The sequence below is a fragment of the Leptospira kemamanensis genome, assembly GCF_004769665.1.
GTDB classification, from domain to species: Bacteria; Spirochaetota; Leptospiria; order Leptospirales; family Leptospiraceae; genus Leptospira_A; species Leptospira_A kemamanensis.
In genome coordinates, this window is sequence record NZ_RQGG01000032.1 from 286,617 (window position 1) to 309,292 (window position 22,676).

Here is a 22,676-nt window from a genome sequence, read left to right on the forward strand (position 1 = left end):
ATATCGTTTTACTAAACCTATGAAGGCAATTGAGAAACAGATACAATTAGGAAAACAAATTTTCCTCTTTGGCTTTGTCCTCGTATTTGCTTCTCATTTTATCTACCAACGTTTGGTGGACAATGAAATCAACTGTGGTGCCTTAGGTTCCCCTGAGAGTGGTTGTCCCTATTCCTTTTTGGATCATACGTTAGGTTTGGATACTGATCACGATTTAGGGGAAGACGGGGAACATTCTGACCATGTTTGTATCTCTTGTCCCTGTAATCTGATTGTCTCTATTACTTGGGATTTATACCTTTCTCATGTTCTTGTCCAACTTCATAAATTCTATTATGAACCGAACGAAATCCAAATCCCCAAACACATAGTCTCTCACTACCACTTCAGACCCCCCAAATCCATATACTCTTAGTTTATCCTCAGAGAATTCTGATTGTGATTCATTCATGGGAGGGTTCCATGTTTTTAAAAAAGTTTTATCATTTTTATCAATCAAAATCCTTTGTTGCCCTTTGTATTTTTTTACTCATATGGAATACAAATGGAAATGCAAAAGATACCAATTTAAAATGCCAAAATTCAGATTCAATCTTTGAATTGAGTTTATGCATCGTTTATCGTCATCCAGACTTTCGATTGGAAGAAATTAAACTCAAGGAAATTTTGGGTAGGAAAAAAATTGCTTCTTATTATTTTCCATCGAACCCCACATTTTCTGGTTATGTGGCAAACCGGAATGGAGATTCGACAGGTTCCATATTGGGTTCTAGTCCAAGTACAGCAAATAATTTCCAAGTCATGGTAAACCAAGAAATATTTACCAATGGCAAAAGAGAAATTGCCATCCAAATTGCGGATGAAGAATTTAAATCACAAGTGTTTCGTTTGGAGTCCGTCAAACGAATTTTAGAATTCGAAGCGTTAAAGAAACTAACCAAGTATCGTTATCTATATCTTGAAAAAGAGAATAGTAACAATAGTTTACAATTAGTGAAGGAATTAAAAAAGATTTCCAAAGCACGAATCAACGAAGGTTTATCTCCAGGAATTGATGAATCACTTTCTGAATCAGAAGAGATTCGTATCTTCAAAATATGGAATCAAACTCATCGCCAATTCGAAAATGCAAAATCCGAATTAGAAGTTTTACTTGGATATCCAATCGATTCCCATGAAGAAACTAGTTTCCATTGGAAAATTCCTTCGGACCTACCCAAGGAAAAATCGGAATTGGTAAAAATTGCTTACCAATATAGACCAGAAATCTTTTTAACTGAAAAAGAGATTGAACTCGCTTTACTTCGACACAATGAAGTGCGAAGACAAAAAATTCCCAATGTCAGTTTAGGTGCCTTTGCGCAAAATGATGGCTTCAACGAACGTGTAGTAGGTGGAATGGTAACACTACCACTAATGATTTGGAGAGATTATGAAGGGGAATCCATGATCACCGCTTCTAATATTGAATCATCTAAAGAATTAAAAGAATCTGTTTCCAGAAATGTCAAACAAGAAGTGTTGTTTGCCTTAACCAACTATTTAACTCTTTCCGATGAAATCCAACTTTATGATGAAAAAAAAATGCAAAGAGCTGAATTTGATTTAAAAAACTTACAAGAAGCCATCCAGTTTGGTAAAATCAAAATCATTGATGCAATCAATCATCAAAGAATCCTTCTGCAAACTAAATTAAATTACCTCAATACTAAGTCTGAATATGAAATTTCACAAATCGAACTCATTCGAGTACTCGGTTTACCGACACAATCAATGGAAATCCAACAATGAACCAAAATACAAAGATCTTTTTATTTTCTATCATCATCATTCTTTCTGCTTCTTATTTTTGGTTCACACGCCAAACAAAAATTGTGGAAATCGCAAGTCATCACACGGAAGACTTATTAGAACTCACAAAAGAACAACGAAAGGAAATCACAATGGAATCGGAGACAATACAATCAACAACGATCCATACACAAATAGAACTTTTGGGTGAAACAGAAGCTGTACCTGATCAAATCATGGATGTGCCAGCAAGGATATCAGGAAGAGTCACATCAGTTCATTTTGTGGAAGGGGATTTCATCAAAAAAGGTCAAAAACTGGCGACCATTGATTCCCCTGAGCTTGCCAAACTCAGATCTAATTATCTCGTAGCCAAATCAAAGTTTCATGCGGCAGAACAAAATTTATCACGAATTAGTTCACTTGTAAAAATGAATTTGGCAGCAAAACAAGAACAGATTGATGCAGAAGCAAATTTACGAGTCATTGAGTCAGAAAAAAATTCTGCCGAAGAAGCTTTACGTGCAAATGGTTTACCCATCGACAATCATTCCTCTGGTTTATACATTGTTTATGCACCTAAGTCTGGTTTGGCTCTATCAAGGAATGCTATCCCTGGTTCTATCATCAATGGAAATCAAATCTTAACAACAATTGCCAATCTTTCTGATTTATGGTTCCAAGCAAAAATTTACGAAAATGACTTACAGTATTTATCTGAAGGACTTTCTGCAAACGTTCACTTAAACGCATACCCAGACCTTATTTTTCCAGGAAAATTGGAACATATCGGTGAAAAAGTAGACCCTGAATCTCGTACAGTTCATGCTCGCGTTGTCTTTCAAAATCAAAATCGAAAGGCAAAAATTGGTTTATTTGGCAAAGCCATTCTTCGTGTGAATGAACGAAAAGGTTTTCAATTACCAGATTATGCCATTCAATCCTATCAAAATCGCAAATTTGTTTTTGTGGAACAAAAGGAAAATCAATTTCGATGGTTGGAAGTGGAAACAGGTATTACGACAGATCATAATACAGAAGTGAAAAAAGGAATCCAAGAAGGAGACAAAGTTGTTACAAAAGGTGCCTTTGAACTAAAAGCAATTTTATTCAAAGATACATTTGGTGGAGAATGATATGGAATTTTTAACTAAAATTGTATATTTTTCACTTCACAATCGACTTCTTATCGTAATCGCGACCACTTTGCTCGCATTAGGTGGCTTTTATTCGTTAAAACACTTAAAAGTAGATGCTGTACCTGATATCACCAATGTTCAGGTTCAAGTGATCACAACTTCGCCATCCCTTTCCACCTTAGAAATTGAACAATACATCACTTTGCCAGTAGAACGTGCTCTCACTGGGATTCCAAATGTCATTGAAATTCGATCTGTGTCTCGTTATGGATTTTCTTTAGTCACAGTTGTGTTCGCAGATGGAACCGATTTACTTACCAGTCGACAACTTGTGAGTGAAAAACTAAATGAAGCCTCAGATAACATACCTTCTATTTATGGAAAACCTGTGATTGGACCGATCACAACTGGTTTAGGTGAGGTGTTTCAATTTACATTAGAAAGTGAATTTCATAACCAAATGGAACTCACCACTTATTTAAATTGGGTGATTAATCCCATGTTAAAAACCGTTCCAGGTATTGTGGAAGTCAATAGTTTTGGAGGTAAAACCAAACAATACCAAGTCATTGTTGATTCGTATAAAGCCGCTTCTCTTGGGATATCAATGACTCAAATTGTAGAAGCAGTCCAATCTAACAACTTAGCGACTGGGAGTGGATACATAGAAAGATCCAATGAACAATTGATCATCGGAAGTGATGGTTTATTAAAACAGATCCCAGATTTTGAAAAAATACAAGTAGGTAAAACTAAAGATGGTTTTCCAATTTATCTCAGTAATGTAGCAAAAATTAAAGAAGGACCCAAACTTCGAAAGGGAGCAGCTACTTCTTCTGGAACAACTGAAGTTGTTGGAGCCGTCACTTTGATGTTACTCGGTGAAAATTCTTTAACCGTTACAAAATCAGTAAAAGAAAAAATATCTTTAATCGAAAAAACCTTACCAACTGGAATCAAAATCAAACCGTATTATGATCGATCGATTATGGTTACCAATACCTTAAAAACCATAGTTTGGAATTTATCAGAAGGAGCAATCCTTGTCATCATCATCTTGTTTTTGATGATCGGTGATTTTCGATCTGGTTTGGTGATCGCTTCTGTCATCCCATTGGCCATGCTTTTTGCTATCTCCCTCATGTTCATAAGAGATTTACCAGCCAATTTGATGTCAATGGGTGCCATTGACTTTGGATTGATTGTGGATGGAGCCGTAATCCTAATTGAAAATTCGCATAGGAGGATTGGTTTAAAAGTAAAAGAGCTGAATCGAAAACTAAATCCATCTGAAAAAATCGATACCATACTTCATGCAACGATCGAAGTGAGAAAAGCAACCATCTTTGGTGAAATCATCATTGGCATCGTTTACATTCCCATTCTGACTTTAAGTGGAACGGAAGGTAAAATGTTCATTCCGATGGCCACAACGGTTTTGTTTGCGTTAATTGGTTCCTTTCTACTGACTTTGACCATTATACCAGTGTTAGCCTCTTTTTTCCTTCACACGGAAGTGAAACCGGAACAAAAAACCGCTTTTTTTCAAAGAATACAAGATTGGTACATTCCAAAGCTAAATTTTTGTTTGGATCATGGTACGAAAGTAACAAAGGCGACTATCTTTACCTTTATTGTATCAATCATTTTGTTTTTCCAATTGGGTGGTGAGTTTTTACCAAAACTAGATGAAGGGAATTTATTAATCGAAATTAGTCGTTATCCTTCTACAACATTAACCGAATCCTTATCCTCTTCCAATAAAATTGAAAAAGCCATTTTACAATCCATTCCTGAGATCACAGAAATTGTATCGAGAACAGGTTCTCCTGAACTTGCCATAGAACCAATGGGTGTGGAAAAAACAGATATGTATTTGATGATGAAACCGCGATCCGACTGGAAACTCTCCAAATCGGAAATCGAAGACAAGTTAGAAGAAACGATCCAACGTGTGGCACCTCAAGTTGCTTATGGACTCTCACAACCAATTGAAATGAGAAATAACGAAATCATGGCAGGTATTAGAGCTGATGTTGGGATCAAAATTTTTGGAGATGATTTAGTTCAACTGAAAACCATCGCAGAAGACATTTCTTCCAAAATTAAATCCATTGAAGGAGTTGCTGACCTTCGCATTGAACAGTTGTATGGTTTAGAATATTTAAAAATCAAACCAAATCGCGAAAAGTTAGCAAGATACAATCTAACCATTCAAGAAATCAATCGAATCATTGAATCGTTTTCATCAGGAGTTCCAGCGGGAATTGTTTACGAAGGCATGAAACGTTTTGAGATTGTGGTTAAAACAGACATTCAATCTAATTCTGAAAAAATAGCCAATACACCAATCCATGTAGGAACAAATCAATTTGCTCCTCTACATGAATTGGCAGAGATCAAAATTGAAGATGGTCCTGTTCAAATTTACCATCAAAATCAAAATCGATATGCACTTGTCCAATTCAATATCCGCGGCAGTGATATGGTAAGTACAGTAGGATTTGTCAAAACGGTATTAAATGAAAAGATCAAATTCCCTGATGGTTATCATTACACATTGGGAGGTGAGTTTGAAAAATTTGAATCTGCCACCAATACATTGTTAGTGGTAGTTCCAATTACTTTACTCATTATATTTTTGATTTTGTATTTTGCATTTAATGAGATACTTCCTGCTTTTATCATTTTTTTAAATGTTCCCTTTGCGATCACAGGAGGAATTTTTGCATTATATGTAAGGAATCTGCCTTTTAGTATTTCCGCAGGTGTTGGTTTTATTGCCTTGTTTGGAATTGCTGTGTTAAATGGTTTGGTACTCATCAGTTTTATCAAATCACTGGAAGAAGCAGGGAAACCATTGCTGGAAGCAATCAAAGAAGCAGCTGTCTCGCGACTTAGACCTGTATTAACAACTGCCTTACTTGCTTCGATAGGTTTTATTCCGATGGCAATCAGTACTTCCCCAGGTGCGGAAGTACAACGTCCATTGGCAACGGTTGTAATTGGAGGATTAATCACTGCTAGTGCCTTAACCCTCTTTGTTTTACCAATCGTTTATTTGAAGTTTTTTGCGAAAAAGTCTTTCATACTTTCGAAGGAAGCGTAATCCGCTTTTTCATTGTAAGCAAGACCAGGTAATCCATGTTTTTCCGCTCCAGGTCTTGTGAAGCCGTGAACAGCACCTGGATGGGAAACAAAGGTAACGGGAGCTTTTGCTTCCGTGATTGTTTTCTGAAAGTTTTCGACAACATTTTTTGGAATAAAAGGATCATCTGCTCCATGGTGAACTAAAACTTTTGTTTTTATTTTTTTAACACCAGTTGCTAAATTTTTGCTTCCTAACATTCCATGGAAGGATACCACACCACCTTTCAGATCAGCACCATCTAATGCGAGTTCGATGACACCGCCACCACCAAAACAATAGCCGATCGCACCAATTTTAGCAGAATCAACATTTGGATTGGATTTTAAAATCTCAATCGCTTTGTATATTTTTTTTAGTAAAATCTTAGGATCACCATTTGCACTGGATAATTTACCTGCTTCCACATGGTCTTTTGCCAAAATCCCTTTCCCGTAAACATCCATAACAAAAGCTACGTAACCTAAATCTGCTAGTTGTTTTGCTCTTTGTTTGGGATATTCATTCACTCCCCACCATTCATGGATCACAAGGATACCAGGTCTTTTGCCCGATACACTTGAATCCATTGCCATAAAACCTTCGTATGTTTTCCCATCTAATTTATATTCTAAGGCATTGCCAGTGACTGTTGCTTTCACTGGTTGTTCTGCCGTTGGCAATGTACTACACTGGAATACAATTAGGGAAGTGATTATCGAAATGAAATGTTTCATATCTCTCCTTGTGGATTTCAGAAAACCAAATGGTTTCCCAATCTCCGAATCAAATCTTAGAATCCAAAAAACAGTCTGAAAATACAATTTTTTCGGAAACTGATCTTATTTTTTCAGTGTTTTTCCAAGAATCTATACACATCCATCCCAATGTTCAAGACCAAGTAACAAAATAGTTCCGCGATCTTATGTATAGTTTTTGGTAGAAACATTCAGTGAACCAATCAGTTCACCAACGGGAATAATCATCAAACTGAAGTATACCGATCGTTCTATCCTGGAACATGATTTCAATATTTTAATAAGAAATTGTTTTTTTTAGTCGCAAGACAAAACGAAGTTTTATCTTTTTATCCTGAAGGACAAGATATGATCCAAAACAATTACTTTCTCAGTAACGAAGACTTAAGAGAACATTTTTATGATTTAATTGATTGGAATGAAATTGTTCCTATTTATGAGAATCATTACACCGATGCAAAATTATACGAAACTTCCAAAAATCCAAAACTGGAAATGGCACCCACTAACGTCGATGAGGCTATCTCTTATTACGAAGAAATTTTAAAATCATGTGGCGAAATCAGTGGGATGTATGTTTCCCAAGTTGCCTCTGTTGTTGATGCTAAAGGATTAAAATTTGAAAATGGAGACGTTGTCCATCCAGAAGAGATGGTGAATGTCATTCAAATGTATCATGATGCAGGACTTGGACCTGCTGCTTTCAAAAGAAAGTATGGTGGCCTCGGAGTCCCAAGTATCATTAAAGCTATGATTGCCGAGATCATGTACCGATCGGATAGTTCCATCACGATAGCCGTTGGAAGTATGGGACTTGCAGCAATCTTAGAAGTCTGTGCCACCGAAGAAATGAAAAACGAATGGATTCCAAAATTGATTTCCGGGAATTATACAGTGACGATGGGTTTATCAGAACCAGACTTTGGTTCTGATTTGCCGAATATCACAACAAAAGCCATTCGTAAAGATGAGGAATGGTTTCTCACTGGAACAAAACGATTCCAAACTGTAGCATGTGGTGTGAATGGCGGACCTGGAATTACACTCACCTTAGCACGCACCGGCTCTGCGGAAAGTGGAGCACGCGGATTATCATTTTTCATTGTTGAGAACAAAGATTACGCCATCCAAGGAATTGAAAAAAAACTGGGCATCAAAGCATCCGCTACTTGCGAAACAGTTTTTGAAAATAGCAAAGGTTATTTGGTTGGAAAAGAAGGATTTGGTCTTGTGAAGTATGTAATGGGAATGTTAAACGGAGCAAGACTCAGCGTTTCTTCCCAAGGAACAGGCATAGTCACTGCGGCTTACGAAGAAGCTCTCAAATACGCCAAAGAAAGATATCAATTCGGAAAACCAATTTATGAAATTCCAGCGGTACGAAGATTATTAGATCGTATGGAAAGAGAACTTGCAGGAATGCGATGCCTTATGGTAGAAGCAGCCTATTCCGTTGACAAATACTATTGGTATGAAGATGGAAGAGAAGTTTCTGCAGAAGAAAACAAAACTGCAAAATTTTGGGAAAAAGTTGCCAATACACTCACTCCTATCTCCAAGTATTACAATTCAGAAATGTGTAATGACTTAGTTTATGATGGATTACAAGTATTAGGTGGTGCTGGATATACAGAAGACTATGATTTGTCTCGTTTGTATCGCGATGCAAGAATCACGAATATTTATGACGGAACCACTCAAATCCAGGTAAATGCAGCGATTGGAGGAATTACATCAGGTATGAGCCAAACAGGAACATTCCGAACTTATTTGGATCATATAACAACTGGTTCCGAATCTCACAAAACTCTACAAGAGATACGTTCTATTTTTGAATCCATCGTAGAAACCTATAAATCGATTCCAGACCAAAATACAAAAGAATCATTTAGTTTTGAAGTGGTTGAATCTGCTGCTAGACTCGTTGTCGGACTTTTGTTAGAGAGAAGTAAAAACAAATCGAATACTAGAAAAGAACTTCGAAGCAGATGGTGTAAAGAATTTCACAATGATAGTTTAGCGATTTTAACTTCGAACCATATCAAATTAAAGTCACGATAAAAAAAAGGGCCCCTTTTCAGAGGGCCCTGGAAAGAAAGGAAAGGTATGAATCTCTTCCATTGCGACTAGAAGAGATTCATGTTAGTTCAGATTAATTGATGGATACAGTTTTTTCTTCTGAAGGCAAACTCAGTTGAAAACTCGGTTGTGTTACGATTACCGTTGGTTCCAAAAACTTTTTACGTTTTCCCATGAGTTTCCCTGCAACATGATCAGGGAAAGAATAAGCAATGATTCGTTTCCATACAGATCCAAACTGTTTTACGAAACTTCCCGTGTTGTAATGTTGACCATATTTAGCACAAATTGCTTTTAATCGAGGTGCTACTTCACGGTAACGAATTGCAGGCATATCAGGAAACATATGGTGTTCGATTTGATGGCTTAAGTGACCAGTCATTGTGTAAAACAAATTGGAACCATCTAAGTTGGATGAACCTTTTAGTTGACGGAGATACCATTGTGCTTTTGTTTCACCCACGATTTCATCTGTTGTGAATGACTCTGCATTTTCAGTGAAGTGACCACAAAATATCACAGCATAAGTCCAAAGATTACGAACCAAATTGGCAATCAAGTTACCCAAAATGACTTTTGGGAAATTAAGACCAGCGAGTGCTGGAAATAAGATATAATCTTTTAACATCTGCACTTCGATTTTTTTGAAGAAAAGAGCTTTATAATCTTTTAATGTTTTTTTCTTTCTAAGTTTCTTTGGAGTTTCCAAGTATTCCACTCGGTATCCATGTGCTCCAATTCCCCATTGAAAATTCATCGCTAAGAATAAGTTTGTAAAAGGTTGAGTCAAATGAACTGGTTTCCATTTTTGTGCTTCGGTCAATCGTGTGAAATTGTAACCATAATCATGATCTTTGTTTATCACATTTGTATATGTATGGTGCATGTAATTGTGGTAGAATTTCCACTGGTGTGCATTACAAACAATGTCCCACTCAAATGTTCTGGAATTAAATCTTGGATCATTCATCCAATCGTATTGACCATGTAAAACATTATGCCCAAGTTCCATATTATTAATGATTTTAGAAACGGATAACAATAAAGTTCCAGCCGCAAATGAAATCGGTTCAAAACTAAAATGAATGAGTCCTCGACCTAATACCTCAGTATAGCGATACATTTTATAAATAAAACGAATATGGTCTGCGTCTTCTTTACCCACTTTGGACATTACTTCTTCACGAAGTGCATCTACTTCTTTTCCAAATGCTTCGATTTCTTCTTTGTTTAATTTTTTACTAATTGTTCTCATTTTCTTTTCCTATGATAATTACTTTTTTCTAAATCAATTGGTTTGATTTTCCACCAATCTAGAGTTCCAATTCCAAACTTGATTCTGCTCGTGTTACACAAATTTGGATATTTTCTTCACCTAACTCCGATACTTCCCCATTTGATAAATCAGTCACAGATCCTGTTTGTTTTTTACAAACACAAGTATGACAGATTCCCATTCGACATCCACTTTGAGGATAAATTCCTTGTTCTTCCAGTTCTTCTAAGAGGGATTTTTCCCCTTTCACTTGGATGGTTTTGTGACTGAGAGTTAAAAATACATCCACTGTTCCTTCTTTTTTAACATTGGAAACATTTTGACTCGGTAATAAGAAGAGTTCCGACTTCACTTTCACACCTTCTAACAAACTCAATGCTTTCGTTTGCATAGGAGAAGGACCGCAGACATAAACAGATGTAGATTTTAAATCCGGATTGTATTTCTCTAAGATTTCTTTTGTTAAAAATCCAGATTCATATCCTTCTTTTGGAACATCAGAAAACACATAAACGATATTTAACCATTTCACATTTGATTTAATTTTCTCAAGTGATGATTTCAAAATGATATCTTCGTAAGAACGGACAAAGTAAAGTAATGTCACCTTGCCTGTATAATTCGATTTTTCTAAATCTTTTAATAAGGAATGAATGGGTGTGATTCCACTCCCACCTGCAAGAAATAATAACTGCTTCGGAATCTCTTTTGAAAATACGAAGTCACCACTTGCTTCCCCTAATTCTAAGATATCACCTTTTTTGATGTTTTGATTGATGAAGTTTGAAACTAGACCACCTTTCTGGCGTTTTACGGTGATTTGTAAGTTTGAGTCAGAAGGATGAGAAGATAACGAATAAAATCGAGTGATTCTTCTTCCTGCAATTTCAACTGTCACAGGTACGTGTTGTCCTGATTGAAAACCTTTCCATAACCAATTTGGTTTTAAGACTATGGTTTTCGTATCAGCTGTTTCTTCCTTTACAGCAACTACTTTGGCTTTGATTGCAGTGACAGAAAATCGCGGGTTTATTTCTCCTAAGAAGAAATTCGCCCAATCTTTGGGTTGGAGGAATTTTAGGAATTCCTTTGGTTCGTTGTAGATAAATGGAAATGTTTTCACTTTTGCCTCTTTTTCGCATTTAAGTGAACAAGTGTTCACGGATTTATCTAATAGTGTTAACTTACGCTGTTCACTATGTCAACCCAAATACAGGGATTTTTTCCTTGCTTTCCAAAAAAAAGTGAACAATCGTTTACTGAATTCTTCCTATGAAACCAGGCAAACGAGACAGCCAGAAGCAGAAAACCCACACAAATCTCCTCGAAAGTGCTCTTGCGCTGATGGGAGAGGAAAAGGGGCTTGGTGACCTCAGCCTCCGCGAAGTCACAGCAAAGGCCGGCATTGTGCCTGCAGCTTTTTATCGCCATTTCAAATCGATGGAAGAATTAGGCCTTCATTTGGTGGAAGAATGTAGTGATCGCATCCAAATGATTGTGGGAGACGCCCGAACCAAAGGGGCTTACCGCTCTGCCTTGCAACTGACCATTGGCTTTTTTTTCGATTACGTCACGAATAACCGGTCACTTTTTCGTTTCATTGCTAGGGAACGCACTGGGGGAAATCGAAAGATTCGGGAAAAAATCCGCGAGGCAATGACCAAAATCGCAGTGGAACTTGCCAAAGACATGCGAATGCCCAAAGCCATTTCCAAAGTAGATACCTTGTTTGCTTCGGAGCTCATAGTGAGTATTTGTTTTCAGATGGCATCAGACTATTTGGATTTAGAACCAGAAGCTCATTTGGAAATGCGAAAGTTAAAAGTGCAAACCATCAAACAAGTCCGTTTGGTGTTCATTGGCACTATTCGCGGTCGTAAACACAAACACCGCTAACCGATTCAGAGCGATCCGTTCCCTCAATTACCACGTCCTCCGATCAAACACGTTGATTGAAATTGTGATTCGCGAAGTCAATCGAATGATTCGAAAGTCTCTTATTCTTTTTGATGGATGGGAAAGGAGATGATGATATTCAAACCTTCTCCCTTTTTGGAAATGGATGAAAAAACACCTTTTAATTGCGATGTAAGACTTCGAATCAGTTCATAACCAAAATGATTTCCTTTTTCAATGTTTACTGATTCTGGCAAACCAACTCCATCATCACCTACTGTTAATTGGATATGATCATTGGACTGAGTCAATTGGATCCGAATGTCACCACTAGTATCATTTGGATAGGCATACTTAAGCGCATTGGTCAGTAATTCGTTTAAAATCAAACCTAAAGGTAAAGTCCGTTTGAGATCCAAACGAATGTCATCCAGTTTGACATCAAATTTGATTTTGCTTGGGTTTAAAACAAAGATATCATGTAAGCTGTATACCAAATCTTCGATGTACTTACGTAAATCAACGGATTCCAAATCTTCCGATTGGTATAAATTTTCGTATACTTTTGACATCGACATGATACGAGACTGAGCATTTAAGAAGGATTGTTTTGCCAGTTCATTCTCTACTTTAAAGGATTCTAGGTTTAATAATCCCGAGATGATGGCTAATGTGTTTTTTACACGATGTTGTAATTCTTTTAAAAGAACGTCTTTTTCTTCCAATGATTTGGCAAGTCGACCTTCGATGTCCAAAATCTTTGTGACATCTAAATTAATCCATAACACAAATCGTTCGCCTGAGATATCCATTGCTTGGCTAAACACTAAAACTTCATAATGTTTTCCATCTGGATGTTTGACAGACATTCGTTCGCCCGCCAATCTTCCATTTTGTTGGTAAACTGCATTTAATCGTTGGATTTGTTCTGGATTACTCCATTCCTTAAATTCATCTGTTCTTCGACCGATTACCTTTTCTTTTTCAAATTGGAAAATCGTTTCCATTGCCGGATTGATGTCTAAGTAAGTTCCTTCTTTGATTGTGGAAATTGCCATGGCAATGGGACTGAGTTGGAATACCTTTGCATACAAACTTTCGCTGTCTTTGGGAGGAACTAACACCGGTGTTTCGGGATTTTCTCTAAACACGATGACAATCCCACTTAGATTTTTGTTTGCATCTAATATAGGAGAGACGGTCTCAGTAACGTTAGTTTCACGACCATTTCGAGAAATAATTATGAGTTCGTTTTTTCGTTTTGTTTCGAGTAACAATTTCGAATTGTTTAAAAAAGGATAGGCAACTCGGACTCTCGAATCCGATTGAATCAAAAACAAAAAAGAAGTGATGTCTTTGTTCACCATTTCCTGTTTTTGATAACCTAATAAATCTAATGCTTTTTGATTGATGTCTCGGACTTGACCCTCGGGTGTTAACACAATGACTGCATCACCCATGGCTTCGAAGGTGATCCGAAGTTCTTTTTCTCGAAACGCCAAACTTTGTTCCACTTGGTGGAGTTTGAGAGCTGATTTGATCATACACTCAATGATGTCAGGACTTGAAATTTTTGGAACGAAGCCGTAGTGTTTTAGATCAGCCACTCGATTCAAAATTTTTTGATCCGAATAACCACTTACAAATAAAATAGGAATCTCTTTGATTTCCAAAATCTTTTTGGCTAATTGGATGCCATCTAACTTGTCGGATAAGTTGATATCCATTAAAATGAGATCAGCTTTTTCGCCAGAGGATACAAAATCAAGGGCATCCAAGGAATTGGAAACATGTTGTACAGAGTATCCTTTTAGTTTTAAAAACTCTGCTTGGGAGACTGCCAATATAGCTTCATCCTCAACAAGAAGGATATGACCTAAACTATGTTTGATTTCTGTTGCTGGCATACGGACTTCTACCGAAATTTACGAACAGGGATGGAAATGGCAATCGAATATATAATTCATTTTTTTCGAAAAAAATAATTCTGAATGCAATAAAAATAAAATCAATTTTATTTTTCAGTAGAACAAGAAGTTAGGTGGTACAGAGACCCTTAGGCAGCTAAAAACTTCTTAAAATCGAACTCAAACTGATGAAGAGAAAAGATACCATCCATTCCAATTGTGAACGATTTGTTCTCCCAAGACAAAATTAACTGGTGTCATATGAAGATTTTGATCGATCCGACGTAAAGGGAACCATTTTCTAACAGATGTTCCATTTAGATCGGATCGGTTTTTTGGTTCCGTTTTGAAAAACGAACGAAACGAAATCAGTCTAACTCTGGTTCAAAGAAAGCTAGGTTTTCCGGTCCTTCGTGGATGATAATGCGGCGAATTCTCCCTTCTGATGACTTCACTTCCTCTTTTAATCCAAAATAGAACCATCGGGCGATATTTTCGGAGGTAGGATTGATGCCTTTGAAATCGGGATGGTCGTTGATGAGGATGTGGTCGATCGAGTGGACCAGTGCCATCAGTTTGTTTCGAGCGGTTAAAAAGTCAAAGGAGATCCCATCGGGACGAATGTTCGTTTTTCCCTCTAAAAACACTTCGACTTTCCAGGAATGGCCGTGGATTGGCTCGTCAGTTCCATCCGCAAAGTATTGGTAGAGGAAATGCGCGGACTCAAACCGGCCTTCGATGCGGACATAAAATTTCCCGTTTTCTTGGGTAAACATTCCATTGACGAATAGAGTATAGTCCAATATTTGTATAGTAATTTCCTCTCGAGGGCTCAAGAAGATGACTGAATCAACAAAACCACGCTTTTTTAAAGAAATGACCGTAGGCGAAGCAATTGCCATCCATCCGGAAGCGGGGCTTGTTTTCTCAAGTTACCACTTAGGTGGATGTTCCCACTGTTCCATCAATGAAGTGGAAACCATTGAACAAGTTTGTATGGGTTATGGTGTCGAAGTAGATACACTCATCGACTCACTCAACAATTTATTCGCGGAAGAATAGTCGGAACTGAATTTAGGGCTGATCCAATCAGCCCAAGTACGATTTACCCAAATGCACAAAATACGTTTGGGATAAATGGTACAAACCTCAACGAAAAAATCTGACTCTGCATCACCTCATTGGTCAAACCAATCTGATACCAAACGATCACAGTTTATAGACACGATGGAATCATTTTGAAACCAAAGAATCACATCGAAACGTTTTATCACATAAAAAACATTGGACCAATTAACGTATAACATTCCAGGTTTATTATTCCCTGCAATTTCACTATTGATGTTAGGGTTTACCAATCGATTTTTTGGTTTGGCAAGTTTATCGAGGCAACTTCTTGCTGAGTATGAAACGTCCCGTTCCGAAGTTCTCGCCAAACAAATTCACAATTTACGATTTCGGATCTCTCTCATTTTGTATTCACAAAGTGCGGGGATCTTAAGCCTCATTCTTTGCACTTGTTCTTTGGGAATGATTCCGTTTTATAATTTGGTTGCTTGGATCTTTTTTTCGATCTCTTTATTGTTTATGGTGATCTCTCTTGTCCTGGCTCTGGTTGAAATCCATTTATCCGTGAATGCTCTTGATATCGAACGAAAATCGATTTTAGGACCGTCTAACCAATCTAAATTGTAATCACAATCTTTCCAAAATGAGAACCCGATCGTAAGTATTGGATGGCTTCCACAGATTTCTCCAAAGGAAAGACTTTGTCTACAATTGGTTTTAATCCTGATTGTTCAATCGCTTGATTCATTTCGATAAAGGCTTTTCTTCCACCTACTACAAGGCCTTGGATTTTTAAATTGTTCATCACAGCTGGGAGTAAATTGATTTCCCCTGAACGACCTGCTAATATTCCAATCAAATGAATGACACCAAACGGACGACAGGCGGCGATAGATTGTTCGAGTGTCCCTGCTCCACCTACCTCAATGATATGATCCGCACCAACCTTATTTGTGATGTTTCTGACTTCTTTTCCCCAATCTTTGATTTCTTTATAATTAATCAAATAATCAGCACCTAAGGTTTTTCCTCTTTCGAGTTTATCATCACTGGAAGAAGTGAGAATCACTTTAGCACCCATGAGTTTTGCAAATTGTAAGGCAAAAATGGAAACACCACCTGTTCCCTGTACGACGACAAATTCACCAGGTTTGAGTTGACTGTATCCAAAAAGTCCAGACCAAGCAGTGAGAGCAGCACATGGTAAAGTCGCTGCTTCTTCGTAATTTAAGTGATGAGGCATTCTCACAAGACCTGTTTCTGGTACAATGGCCAACTCTCGTAAGGTTCCTGGTAAAGGTCCTCCGATTGTGTGACGAATTTCTGCATGAGTAGCTTCTTTAGCGATCCACTTGGGAGCAAAGGTAAGAAGGACTTTGTCTCCTACTTTCCATTCGGTGACATCTTTACCGATGTCCACCACATCTCCTGCACCATCACTGCAAGGAACGAGAGGTAATGGAAATTTTGGATTATATTTTCCTTCGACAACAAGTGAATCTCGATAGTTTAATGAGGCCGCACGCAATCGGACAAGAACATCGGTGGGACCAAGGTTCTTTGGATCGGGAACCTCTATGACTTTTAAATTTTCAAGTCCAAATTGTTTGATCTCTGCTTGTTTCATTTGCCTTTGTCCTTTTTATATTTCGATTCATTTATACAAAACGGTCGTTACTTTTCTCTTTTTGAAGTTTTCTTCAAGACATAACGGATGTTAATTGTTTAATTCAATTTCCCCTTTTGCATTCAAAGGAAAAAATGGATTATAAGCTACTTCAAAAATATGCCCATCTAAATCTTTAAAATAAGCACTATATCCTCCCCAAAATACTTTTTGAGGTTCTTTTAGAATCACAGCACCTAACTTTCGTACTACTTCGATTACCCGATCCACTTCACTTTCGCTTTCCAGATTTTGAGCCAATGTGATTCCCGAATAGTCTTGTCTTTTTTGGAAGGGAATGCCAATGTCCTCTGCTAATTCCTTTTCACCAAACAATCCAAAGACAAGCGCTCCAATCTGAAAAAACGCGACATTTTCATTACTCTCTTCAGATTTTTTCCAACCAAGTCCAGTTTCATAAAATTGGACGGCTCGTTTTAGGTCAGAGACTCCCAGTGTGATCAAATTAATTCGTGGAAACATATGTGCCTACCTTGCAATACTATGAACTTTTTTAAAAGAAAATTTAGGAAATGGAAATTAGGTTTCACAAAACGAAAGTTCTGTGGTAGATGGAGCCATTGGGTGGCGGGTGGTTAACCCCACCCAGTTCGATATGGGCGGGGACATGTACTTTAAATACACGCTCAGAAAAGAATTACTTCTTCCCTAAACCTGTCGTTTTGGCACCAACAAGGATGGACATGTTTCCTGCTGGGTGTTTGTTTTCGCGCATCATTTGGTGGCACTCACCAGTTTGATCGAAAGTAAAAGTTTGTGCCAAAACTGGATCCACTTTTTTATCAATCACAAGTTGGTTGAGGTCACGACAGTTGTCGTCGTTTGCGAAGTGGGAACCTTGTAAACGTTTTTGTCTCATCCAAAGATAACGAAGGTCAGCTGTCGCATTAAAACCTGTGGTTCCTGCGCAAATGACTACCATACCACCTGTTTCACAAACAAATACGGAAGTTGGAAGTGTGGTTTCCCCTGGGTGTTCAAAAACGATTTGTGGGTTTTTGCCTTTGCCAGCGATGTCCCAAATTGCTTTTCCAAATTCGCGAGCTTGTTTCGTCCATTCTACAAACGCTTCTGGTTTGTTGATATCGGAAGTTAGGGCACCCCAATGTTTGAACTTGTTACGGTTGATGACACCAGTAGCACCTAGGTTTTTACAGAATTCAATTTTATCGTCAGAAGAAACAACTGCGATTGGAATTCCACCTGCAGCTTTTACAATTTGGATCGCCATGGCACCAAGTCCACCAGCTCCACCCCAAATTAAAACTACATCACCAGGTTTTACATCATTTGGTTTCCAGTGGTGTAACATTCTGTAAGCAGTTGCAGCAACTAACATGTAAGCAGCGGACGCTTCCCATGTTAGGTGTTGAGGACGAGGAAGGCATTGGTGGTCTTGCACTTTACAAAACTGTGCAAAAGATCCCCAGTTGGATTCGTATCCCCAAATGATTTGCGAAGGCGCATACATTGGGTCTTTTCCAGAAAGAACCCATGGATCTTTTGGATCCCACATCGCACAGTGGACAACTACTTCATCACCCACTTTCACATTTTTAACTTCAGAACCAACTTTGTACACAATACCGGAAGCATCAGAGCCACCGATGTGGAATTTTTCAGGTTCCCCTTTTTTATTCCGTGCCGCAATGACATCAACTGGGTAACCTAAGGCCGCCCAAACGTTGTTATAGTTGACTCCAGCAGCCATAGTGGCCACGAGAACTTCGTTCGGACCGATCTCCGGAACATCAATGACTTCTGATTGGAAAGAAGTTTTCGGTTCGCCGTAACGTTCCGGGCGAATGACCTGCGCGTGCATTTTTTTTGGCACGACTCCAATAGGAGGTAGTTCCCCTACTGGTACGATTTCTACGTTGCTCATAGATTACCTTTTACGATTAAGATTTATACAGTTTCTTAGAACGTTTTAAAAAAGGCATGAAATGTCAATCGCTTCCCCACTCCATCGAGAAGGCCAAAGTCCACGCGGATTGGTACAATCTATACTCACGATCACGTTGCAACGGATAACGATATGCTAAACTCATATTGTATTTCTCAGAAAAATTCCAAGAAAAACCGGCACTCGCTTCTGTAAAATAAGATGGATTGGCTTTGTCTTTCTCTTTGGAATAATCAACTCCATTATAGGGATTCCGATACAATACACCTGTAAAGAGGGAAATCTCAGGTTTCAAATAATACGTCACATAGGCAGAAATCAGAGTTGTTTTTTTGAATTCATACTCAGGTTCTGGGGGAGTCGCCGAGGGTTTTCGCAAATAAAATGGAATTCCATCATTGTCTTGTAAGTTATTGGGTTGGGGTCTTGAGAGTGGATTCAGTCCACCAATCTTTGTGACAAAAGACCACTTTTCATACAAGTATCCAAGTTTGATAAACCCAGAACCTGTATAATAATTTCCACCAGTGAACCTGTCCGTATCAGGACCACTTGGGAAACCAACAGACCCTTCGATCACAAAAAAGTAAGGTTTGTCCAAATCAAAAAACGGTTGGTACTTAAAACCTAAATACGTTTTCCCAATCCTTGCGGCATCTTCCCGTCCTCTTTGTTGGTAATAATTCCAAGGAACGGATGCATTGAGTGCAAACCTTCCATCAAAAAAATTCAACTCAGCAAAGGCAGTCGTTGTGAAGAGATGGCTGTTCTCTCTTGTGGATTGGTAATAGTCTTGGGTAATCACCAAGTAGTTGGCAGGTTTTTCTCGTTTCCCGGTAAAAGGATCGACAAACCTAGCAGTTGCATTCGGACTATCCGACGAACCCGTGTGATGCGAAAATAAAGGGAAGTTTAAAATTACAACAAATAGAAGCAGGACAAATAACAATACTCTCTGCAAAGTCTTTTTGTAAAACATAGGTCTCATCGTTCCACTCCCGGAAAACAACCAGGGAAACTGAAGGTGATATCTTCCGCTTGTAGGTTCTGTTGGAGGATATTGTAAAGATCCACATTGGATACTTTGGAGATGACTGAACCATCTGCTTCTGCGTAAGTATCATTTAAAAATCTTGTTGTTACGCCACTCGAAGTTCGATCTTGCATCAAGGATGATAATGAGAACAAGATTTCAATATTTGAATTTCTTCCCACTTTTATCGGAATTTTACATTTCGGAATAATCGATTTGTTTCCTTGCGATAATAAAATGGTATAATTTTGGATGGCTCCTGCCGTTGGTAAAGTTCGCTGTATCGTCAATTGAATATAGATCTCTTCCCAACTCACATTGGCAATGGCGACAACACCCAATGGCAAATTAGCTGTGCGGGTATTGGGATACAAAAAACTGGCACCCGTTTCCATCGTACCATTGAACTGCGTGATATTCGAAACAACAGCTGTTGTTAAAAAAGGATATGTTTTCCCATACAAATCATCTGCTGGTAGATCCAAAGGTACCGTATACGGTGTATGGGTCTTTGACACGGCGTTTGAACTTTTTTCGGAACTAGAAGTGGACACACCCAAAGTTTGGTTTGGTGGGTTTATCCGGTAGGTTCCCGTTTCCCAATGGATATAGGTACCAGATTGGATCGTGATGTTATACGTATTACCATTACTTGACAGACTAAATTGATTTAAGTTATCATCTGCTTGGTCATCATAACTTCGCAGATTCGTACCAACAGGAATCGTTTGGTTGTTATTGAAAAAAATTAGGTTTTGGAGGATGACTAATTTTTCTTCTTCGCTATTTCCGACCGAACCAAAGGTACAATGGGAGACGAGACCCAAACAAAAAATCTGACCCAAACGATACAAGATGTTTCGTGTTTTCAAAATGGACTCGCAAATTTTGGGTTCGTGAGAAATTCCTCATCGGTGAGTGATAGGAGGAAATTTACCATATCATCTCGTTGTGAATCTGAGATGGTAAAGTTACGAATCAAAGTCGAATCTTTGGCACTATGGTTTTGTCCACCACTGCGGTAGTGGTCTACCACCTTTGTTAAGGCATCCCTTGCACAATCCGTTTTCGTTTTGCCAGCACCAGCTAGTGTATCGGGATTGTTTGCATCATCACACATAAAACTTCCATCATGCATATACGGATAAGTGACACCAATATTTCGCAAAGAGGGAGCACGGAATTTGCCCGTATCCGATGCAATTCCAGTCAGGTCATATAACCCTCGTTTATTGCTGGGTTGACCTGCATAATACGCATCATCATGGATTCCATTGCTATGGTAAAAGAACTCCTCATTAGAACCACCATGGAACGATGTGTCCGTAAAATTAAATCCTCCATGGCAATGGAAACACTCTGCTACCTCGCCATTAAAAAGATTCAATCCTCGAATTTCAGATGAGTTTAAAGCTGATTTATTATTTCGAAACGCATACTGGTCATATCTTGAATTTCCTGAGATCAACGATCTTTGGAAACTCGCCAAAGCAAATCTTACGTTTTGTTCAGTCACCGCAGAATCTGCATTTCCAAATGCATTCGTAAAAAGTGTTTGGTAGAGAGATTTCGATTTGAGTTTATCAAGAAATGCATTCGAAGATAATCCAAGTTCTACGGGACTCTCACCAAACATCGGTGCTCTAGCTTGAAGTTCCAAACTTGACATTCGAGGATTACTCCATGTTAACCTCGGCAAATAGGCCACGTTGGAAAGATGTTGTGAATTTCTGGGGTGTGCCACATTCGTAATGCCTTTTGGAAAATCCTTTCCATCCGCAAAAGCAAGGGATTGTGTATGGCAACTCCCACAAGACATGGTTTCATCACCCGATAATAATTTTTCATTAAACAGATGTCTTCCTAACTCTACTTTCGCTTTCGTCATAGGGTTGTCAGAAGGGACATTTGGCACAGGAAAACCCGGAGGTAAATCCCAAACCCAATCCGATCGATTCGCTAAAATCCCAATGGCTGCTAATAATAAATCGTCATTGGTTTCCTTTTCTTGAAACGGGATTAAGATACAACTCGAGAAAAAACCGATGATACAAGAGAATATATAAATTCGAAACTTCATTTTTCCATTCCTAACATCTTTCGTTGGCGTCAAAGGAACACCAACGAAATCATTTGTTTTTATTTTAAGCTGAACACTCTTTGTGTGATGGAACTATCCACTGCACCACTGGTTTCATTTAAACCAAATCCTCGAATCAAAGGATTACAATCAGATCCACCACCTGCAGGCATACAAGAAACATTGGCTGCTCCTGGATTATGATCTTTGATCAGTTGATCAACACTCATGGAAATGGTTTGGTTGTTTTGATTGGTTAAATTACTTAATGTTATATTGGCTCGATATTTATTTGTGCAATTACCATAGTTTGGTGCACCACTACAATTTGTAGATCCTAAATGTAAACTGGTCCAATTTGTACCCGAATTCAAACTGAATTCAATTTTTGCATGTTTATAACCACCTGTCCAAGACCAATACATCGCTCCATTATTGAGAGGTGAAGACTGATTGGTTCGATCTAAGTGATTTAAGGTTTCAGGAACTCCCACAGTAAACTGCACAGCAGTATAAGATCCGGATGCAACGGTACCATAAACTTTAGTATTCGTTTCAGAAGTTTGTGTTGTTTCTAAATCGACAAGAGCAACACCATTGGATTGCCATAGATTGTCAGTGGAAAGGGATACATCTAATGTTGACCCATCTGTCCTTACCAATTTCACTTCAGAAATATACATTCGAAAATCACGGAACTGAACTGTTCGACTATCTGCTGTGATATTGGAACCAGTCACCAATGCCTGTCCATTTGCAAGAGCCTCAAAATTCAAATTCACTGATTGTGGAATGGCAAGAGCCAAAAGAGCTAAAGTTTGGTTATCATTTGGTTCAGATATTGTGTCACAGGACACAATCCCCAAAAGGAAAAAAGAGAGAAGAGTTGATTTTATTAAATTCATAAATACCTAATATTCTAATATACG

The 22,676-nt window shown here is 38.2% G+C and carries 20 protein-coding genes; 8 read left to right on the forward strand and 12 right to left on the reverse strand.

What is annotated here, in order from left to right:
- Nucleotides 1-19 precede the first annotated feature (19 nt).
- From EHQ59_RS11455 to EHQ59_RS11470, 4 genes are read left to right on the forward strand one after another with little or no spacing between them, the layout of a single operon-like run.
- Nucleotides 20-415: a hypothetical protein gene (locus EHQ59_RS11455; RefSeq protein ID WP_135619780.1), complete on the forward strand. Its 396-nt coding sequence runs from the start codon at nucleotides 20-22 to the stop codon at nucleotides 413-415.
- 47 nt (nucleotides 416-462) lie between these two features.
- Nucleotides 463-1,791, forward strand: a complete 1,329-nt coding sequence (locus EHQ59_RS11460; RefSeq protein ID WP_135619781.1) for a TolC family protein — start codon at nucleotides 463-465, stop codon at nucleotides 1,789-1,791.
- Nucleotides 1,788-2,927, forward strand: a complete 1,140-nt coding sequence (locus EHQ59_RS11465) for an efflux RND transporter periplasmic adaptor subunit (protein ID WP_135619782.1) — start codon at nucleotides 1,788-1,790, stop codon at nucleotides 2,925-2,927. Before EHQ59_RS11460 ends, EHQ59_RS11465 begins: the two co-directional genes overlap by 4 nt.
- A gap of 1 nt (nucleotide 2,928) precedes the next feature.
- Nucleotides 2,929-6,039 carry an efflux RND transporter permease subunit gene (locus EHQ59_RS11470; RefSeq protein WP_135619783.1) on the forward strand — a complete coding sequence of 1,037 codons (3,111 nt, stop codon included), beginning with the start codon at nucleotides 2,929-2,931 and terminating at the stop codon, nucleotides 6,037-6,039.
- Here EHQ59_RS11470 and EHQ59_RS11475 read toward each other — a convergent pair.
- Entirely contained in the window at nucleotides 5,988-6,794 is an 807-nt protein-coding gene (locus EHQ59_RS11475; protein ID WP_135619784.1) for a dienelactone hydrolase family protein, read from the reverse strand. The two genes, EHQ59_RS11470 and EHQ59_RS11475, sit on opposite strands and share 52 nt — an antisense overlap.
- Before the next feature lie 369 nt (nucleotides 6,795-7,163).
- Between EHQ59_RS11475 and EHQ59_RS11480 the strand changes: the two genes are divergently transcribed.
- Nucleotides 7,164-8,876, forward strand: coding sequence for an acyl-CoA dehydrogenase family protein (locus EHQ59_RS11480; protein WP_135620018.1), 1,713 nt, complete (start codon nucleotides 7,164-7,166; stop codon nucleotides 8,874-8,876).
- 91 nt (nucleotides 8,877-8,967) lie between these two features.
- Here EHQ59_RS11480 and EHQ59_RS11485 read toward each other — a convergent pair whose 3' ends face one another.
- Nucleotides 8,968-10,149: a fatty acid desaturase family protein gene (locus tag EHQ59_RS11485; protein ID WP_135619785.1), complete on the reverse strand. Its 1,182-nt coding sequence runs from the start codon at nucleotides 10,147-10,149 to the stop codon at nucleotides 8,968-8,970.
- A gap of 58 nt (nucleotides 10,150-10,207) precedes the next feature.
- Nucleotides 10,208-11,293 carry a flavin reductase family protein gene (locus EHQ59_RS11490; protein WP_135619786.1) on the reverse strand — a complete coding sequence of 362 codons (1,086 nt, stop codon included), beginning with the start codon at nucleotides 11,291-11,293 and terminating at the stop codon, nucleotides 10,208-10,210.
- 149 nt (nucleotides 11,294-11,442) lie between these two features.
- On the opposite strand from EHQ59_RS11490, the gene EHQ59_RS11495 reads away from it, so the two are divergent.
- Nucleotides 11,443-12,066 carry a TetR family transcriptional regulator gene (locus EHQ59_RS11495; protein WP_135619787.1) on the forward strand — a complete coding sequence of 208 codons (624 nt, stop codon included), beginning with the start codon at nucleotides 11,443-11,445 and terminating at the stop codon, nucleotides 12,064-12,066.
- A gap of 101 nt (nucleotides 12,067-12,167) precedes the next feature.
- On the opposite strand, the gene EHQ59_RS11500 is transcribed toward EHQ59_RS11495, so the two are convergent.
- Entirely contained in the window at nucleotides 12,168-13,973 is a 1,806-nt protein-coding gene (locus EHQ59_RS11500) for a PAS domain S-box protein (protein WP_135619788.1), read from the reverse strand.
- A 368-nt stretch (nucleotides 13,974-14,341) separates the two neighbouring features.
- Complete coding sequence (locus tag EHQ59_RS11505; RefSeq protein ID WP_135619789.1) at nucleotides 14,342-14,749, reverse strand: 6-carboxytetrahydropterin synthase; 408 nt, start codon at nucleotides 14,747-14,749, stop codon at nucleotides 14,342-14,344.
- Between the two features lie 64 nt (nucleotides 14,750-14,813).
- On the opposite strand from EHQ59_RS11505, the gene EHQ59_RS11510 reads away from it, so the two are divergent.
- Complete coding sequence (locus tag EHQ59_RS11510; RefSeq protein WP_012390037.1) at nucleotides 14,814-15,035, forward strand: DUF1858 domain-containing protein; 222 nt, start codon at nucleotides 14,814-14,816, stop codon at nucleotides 15,033-15,035.
- Between the two features lie 222 nt (nucleotides 15,036-15,257).
- The gene (locus tag EHQ59_RS11515) at nucleotides 15,258-15,668 is read left to right on the forward strand and encodes a DUF2721 domain-containing protein (protein WP_135619790.1); all 411 of its coding nucleotides are present in this window, start codon (nucleotides 15,258-15,260) and stop codon (nucleotides 15,666-15,668) included.
- On the opposite strand, the gene EHQ59_RS11520 is transcribed toward EHQ59_RS11515, so the two are convergent.
- The 7 genes from EHQ59_RS11520 to EHQ59_RS11550 form a co-directional block, all read right to left on the reverse strand.
- A complete protein-coding gene (locus tag EHQ59_RS11520) occupies nucleotides 15,658-16,668 on the reverse strand; it encodes a zinc-dependent alcohol dehydrogenase family protein (RefSeq protein ID WP_135619791.1) in 1,011 nt (336 codons plus the stop codon). The genes EHQ59_RS11515 and EHQ59_RS11520 overlap by 11 nt on opposite strands.
- A gap of 90 nt (nucleotides 16,669-16,758) precedes the next feature.
- Complete coding sequence (locus EHQ59_RS11525) at nucleotides 16,759-17,190, reverse strand: VOC family protein (protein ID WP_135619792.1); 432 nt, start codon at nucleotides 17,188-17,190, stop codon at nucleotides 16,759-16,761.
- Nucleotides 17,191-17,365: 175 nt separating this feature from the next.
- Nucleotides 17,366-18,613, reverse strand: a complete 1,248-nt coding sequence (gene ccrA, locus EHQ59_RS11530; protein WP_135619793.1) for a crotonyl-CoA carboxylase/reductase — start codon at nucleotides 18,611-18,613, stop codon at nucleotides 17,366-17,368.
- 64 nt (nucleotides 18,614-18,677) lie between these two features.
- On the reverse strand, nucleotides 18,678-19,622 hold the full coding sequence (locus EHQ59_RS11535) for an LIC11086 family outer membrane transporter (RefSeq protein WP_208652366.1): 945 nt from the start codon (nucleotides 19,620-19,622) through the stop codon (nucleotides 18,678-18,680).
- Nucleotides 19,619-20,539, reverse strand: a complete 921-nt coding sequence (locus EHQ59_RS11540; RefSeq protein WP_244245503.1) for a hypothetical protein — start codon at nucleotides 20,537-20,539, stop codon at nucleotides 19,619-19,621. The genes EHQ59_RS11535 and EHQ59_RS11540 overlap by 4 nt, the downstream gene beginning before the upstream one ends.
- Nucleotides 20,536-21,747 (reverse strand): MbnH family di-heme enzyme, encoded by a 1,212-nt coding sequence (locus EHQ59_RS11545; RefSeq protein ID WP_135619795.1) that lies wholly within the window; start codon nucleotides 21,745-21,747, stop codon nucleotides 20,536-20,538. Before EHQ59_RS11545 ends, EHQ59_RS11540 begins: the two co-directional genes overlap by 4 nt.
- Nucleotides 21,748-21,806: 59 nt before the next feature.
- A complete protein-coding gene (locus EHQ59_RS11550) occupies nucleotides 21,807-22,652 on the reverse strand; it encodes an MbnP family copper-binding protein (RefSeq protein ID WP_135619796.1) in 846 nt (281 codons plus the stop codon).
- Nucleotides 22,653-22,676: the final 24 nt, after the last annotated feature.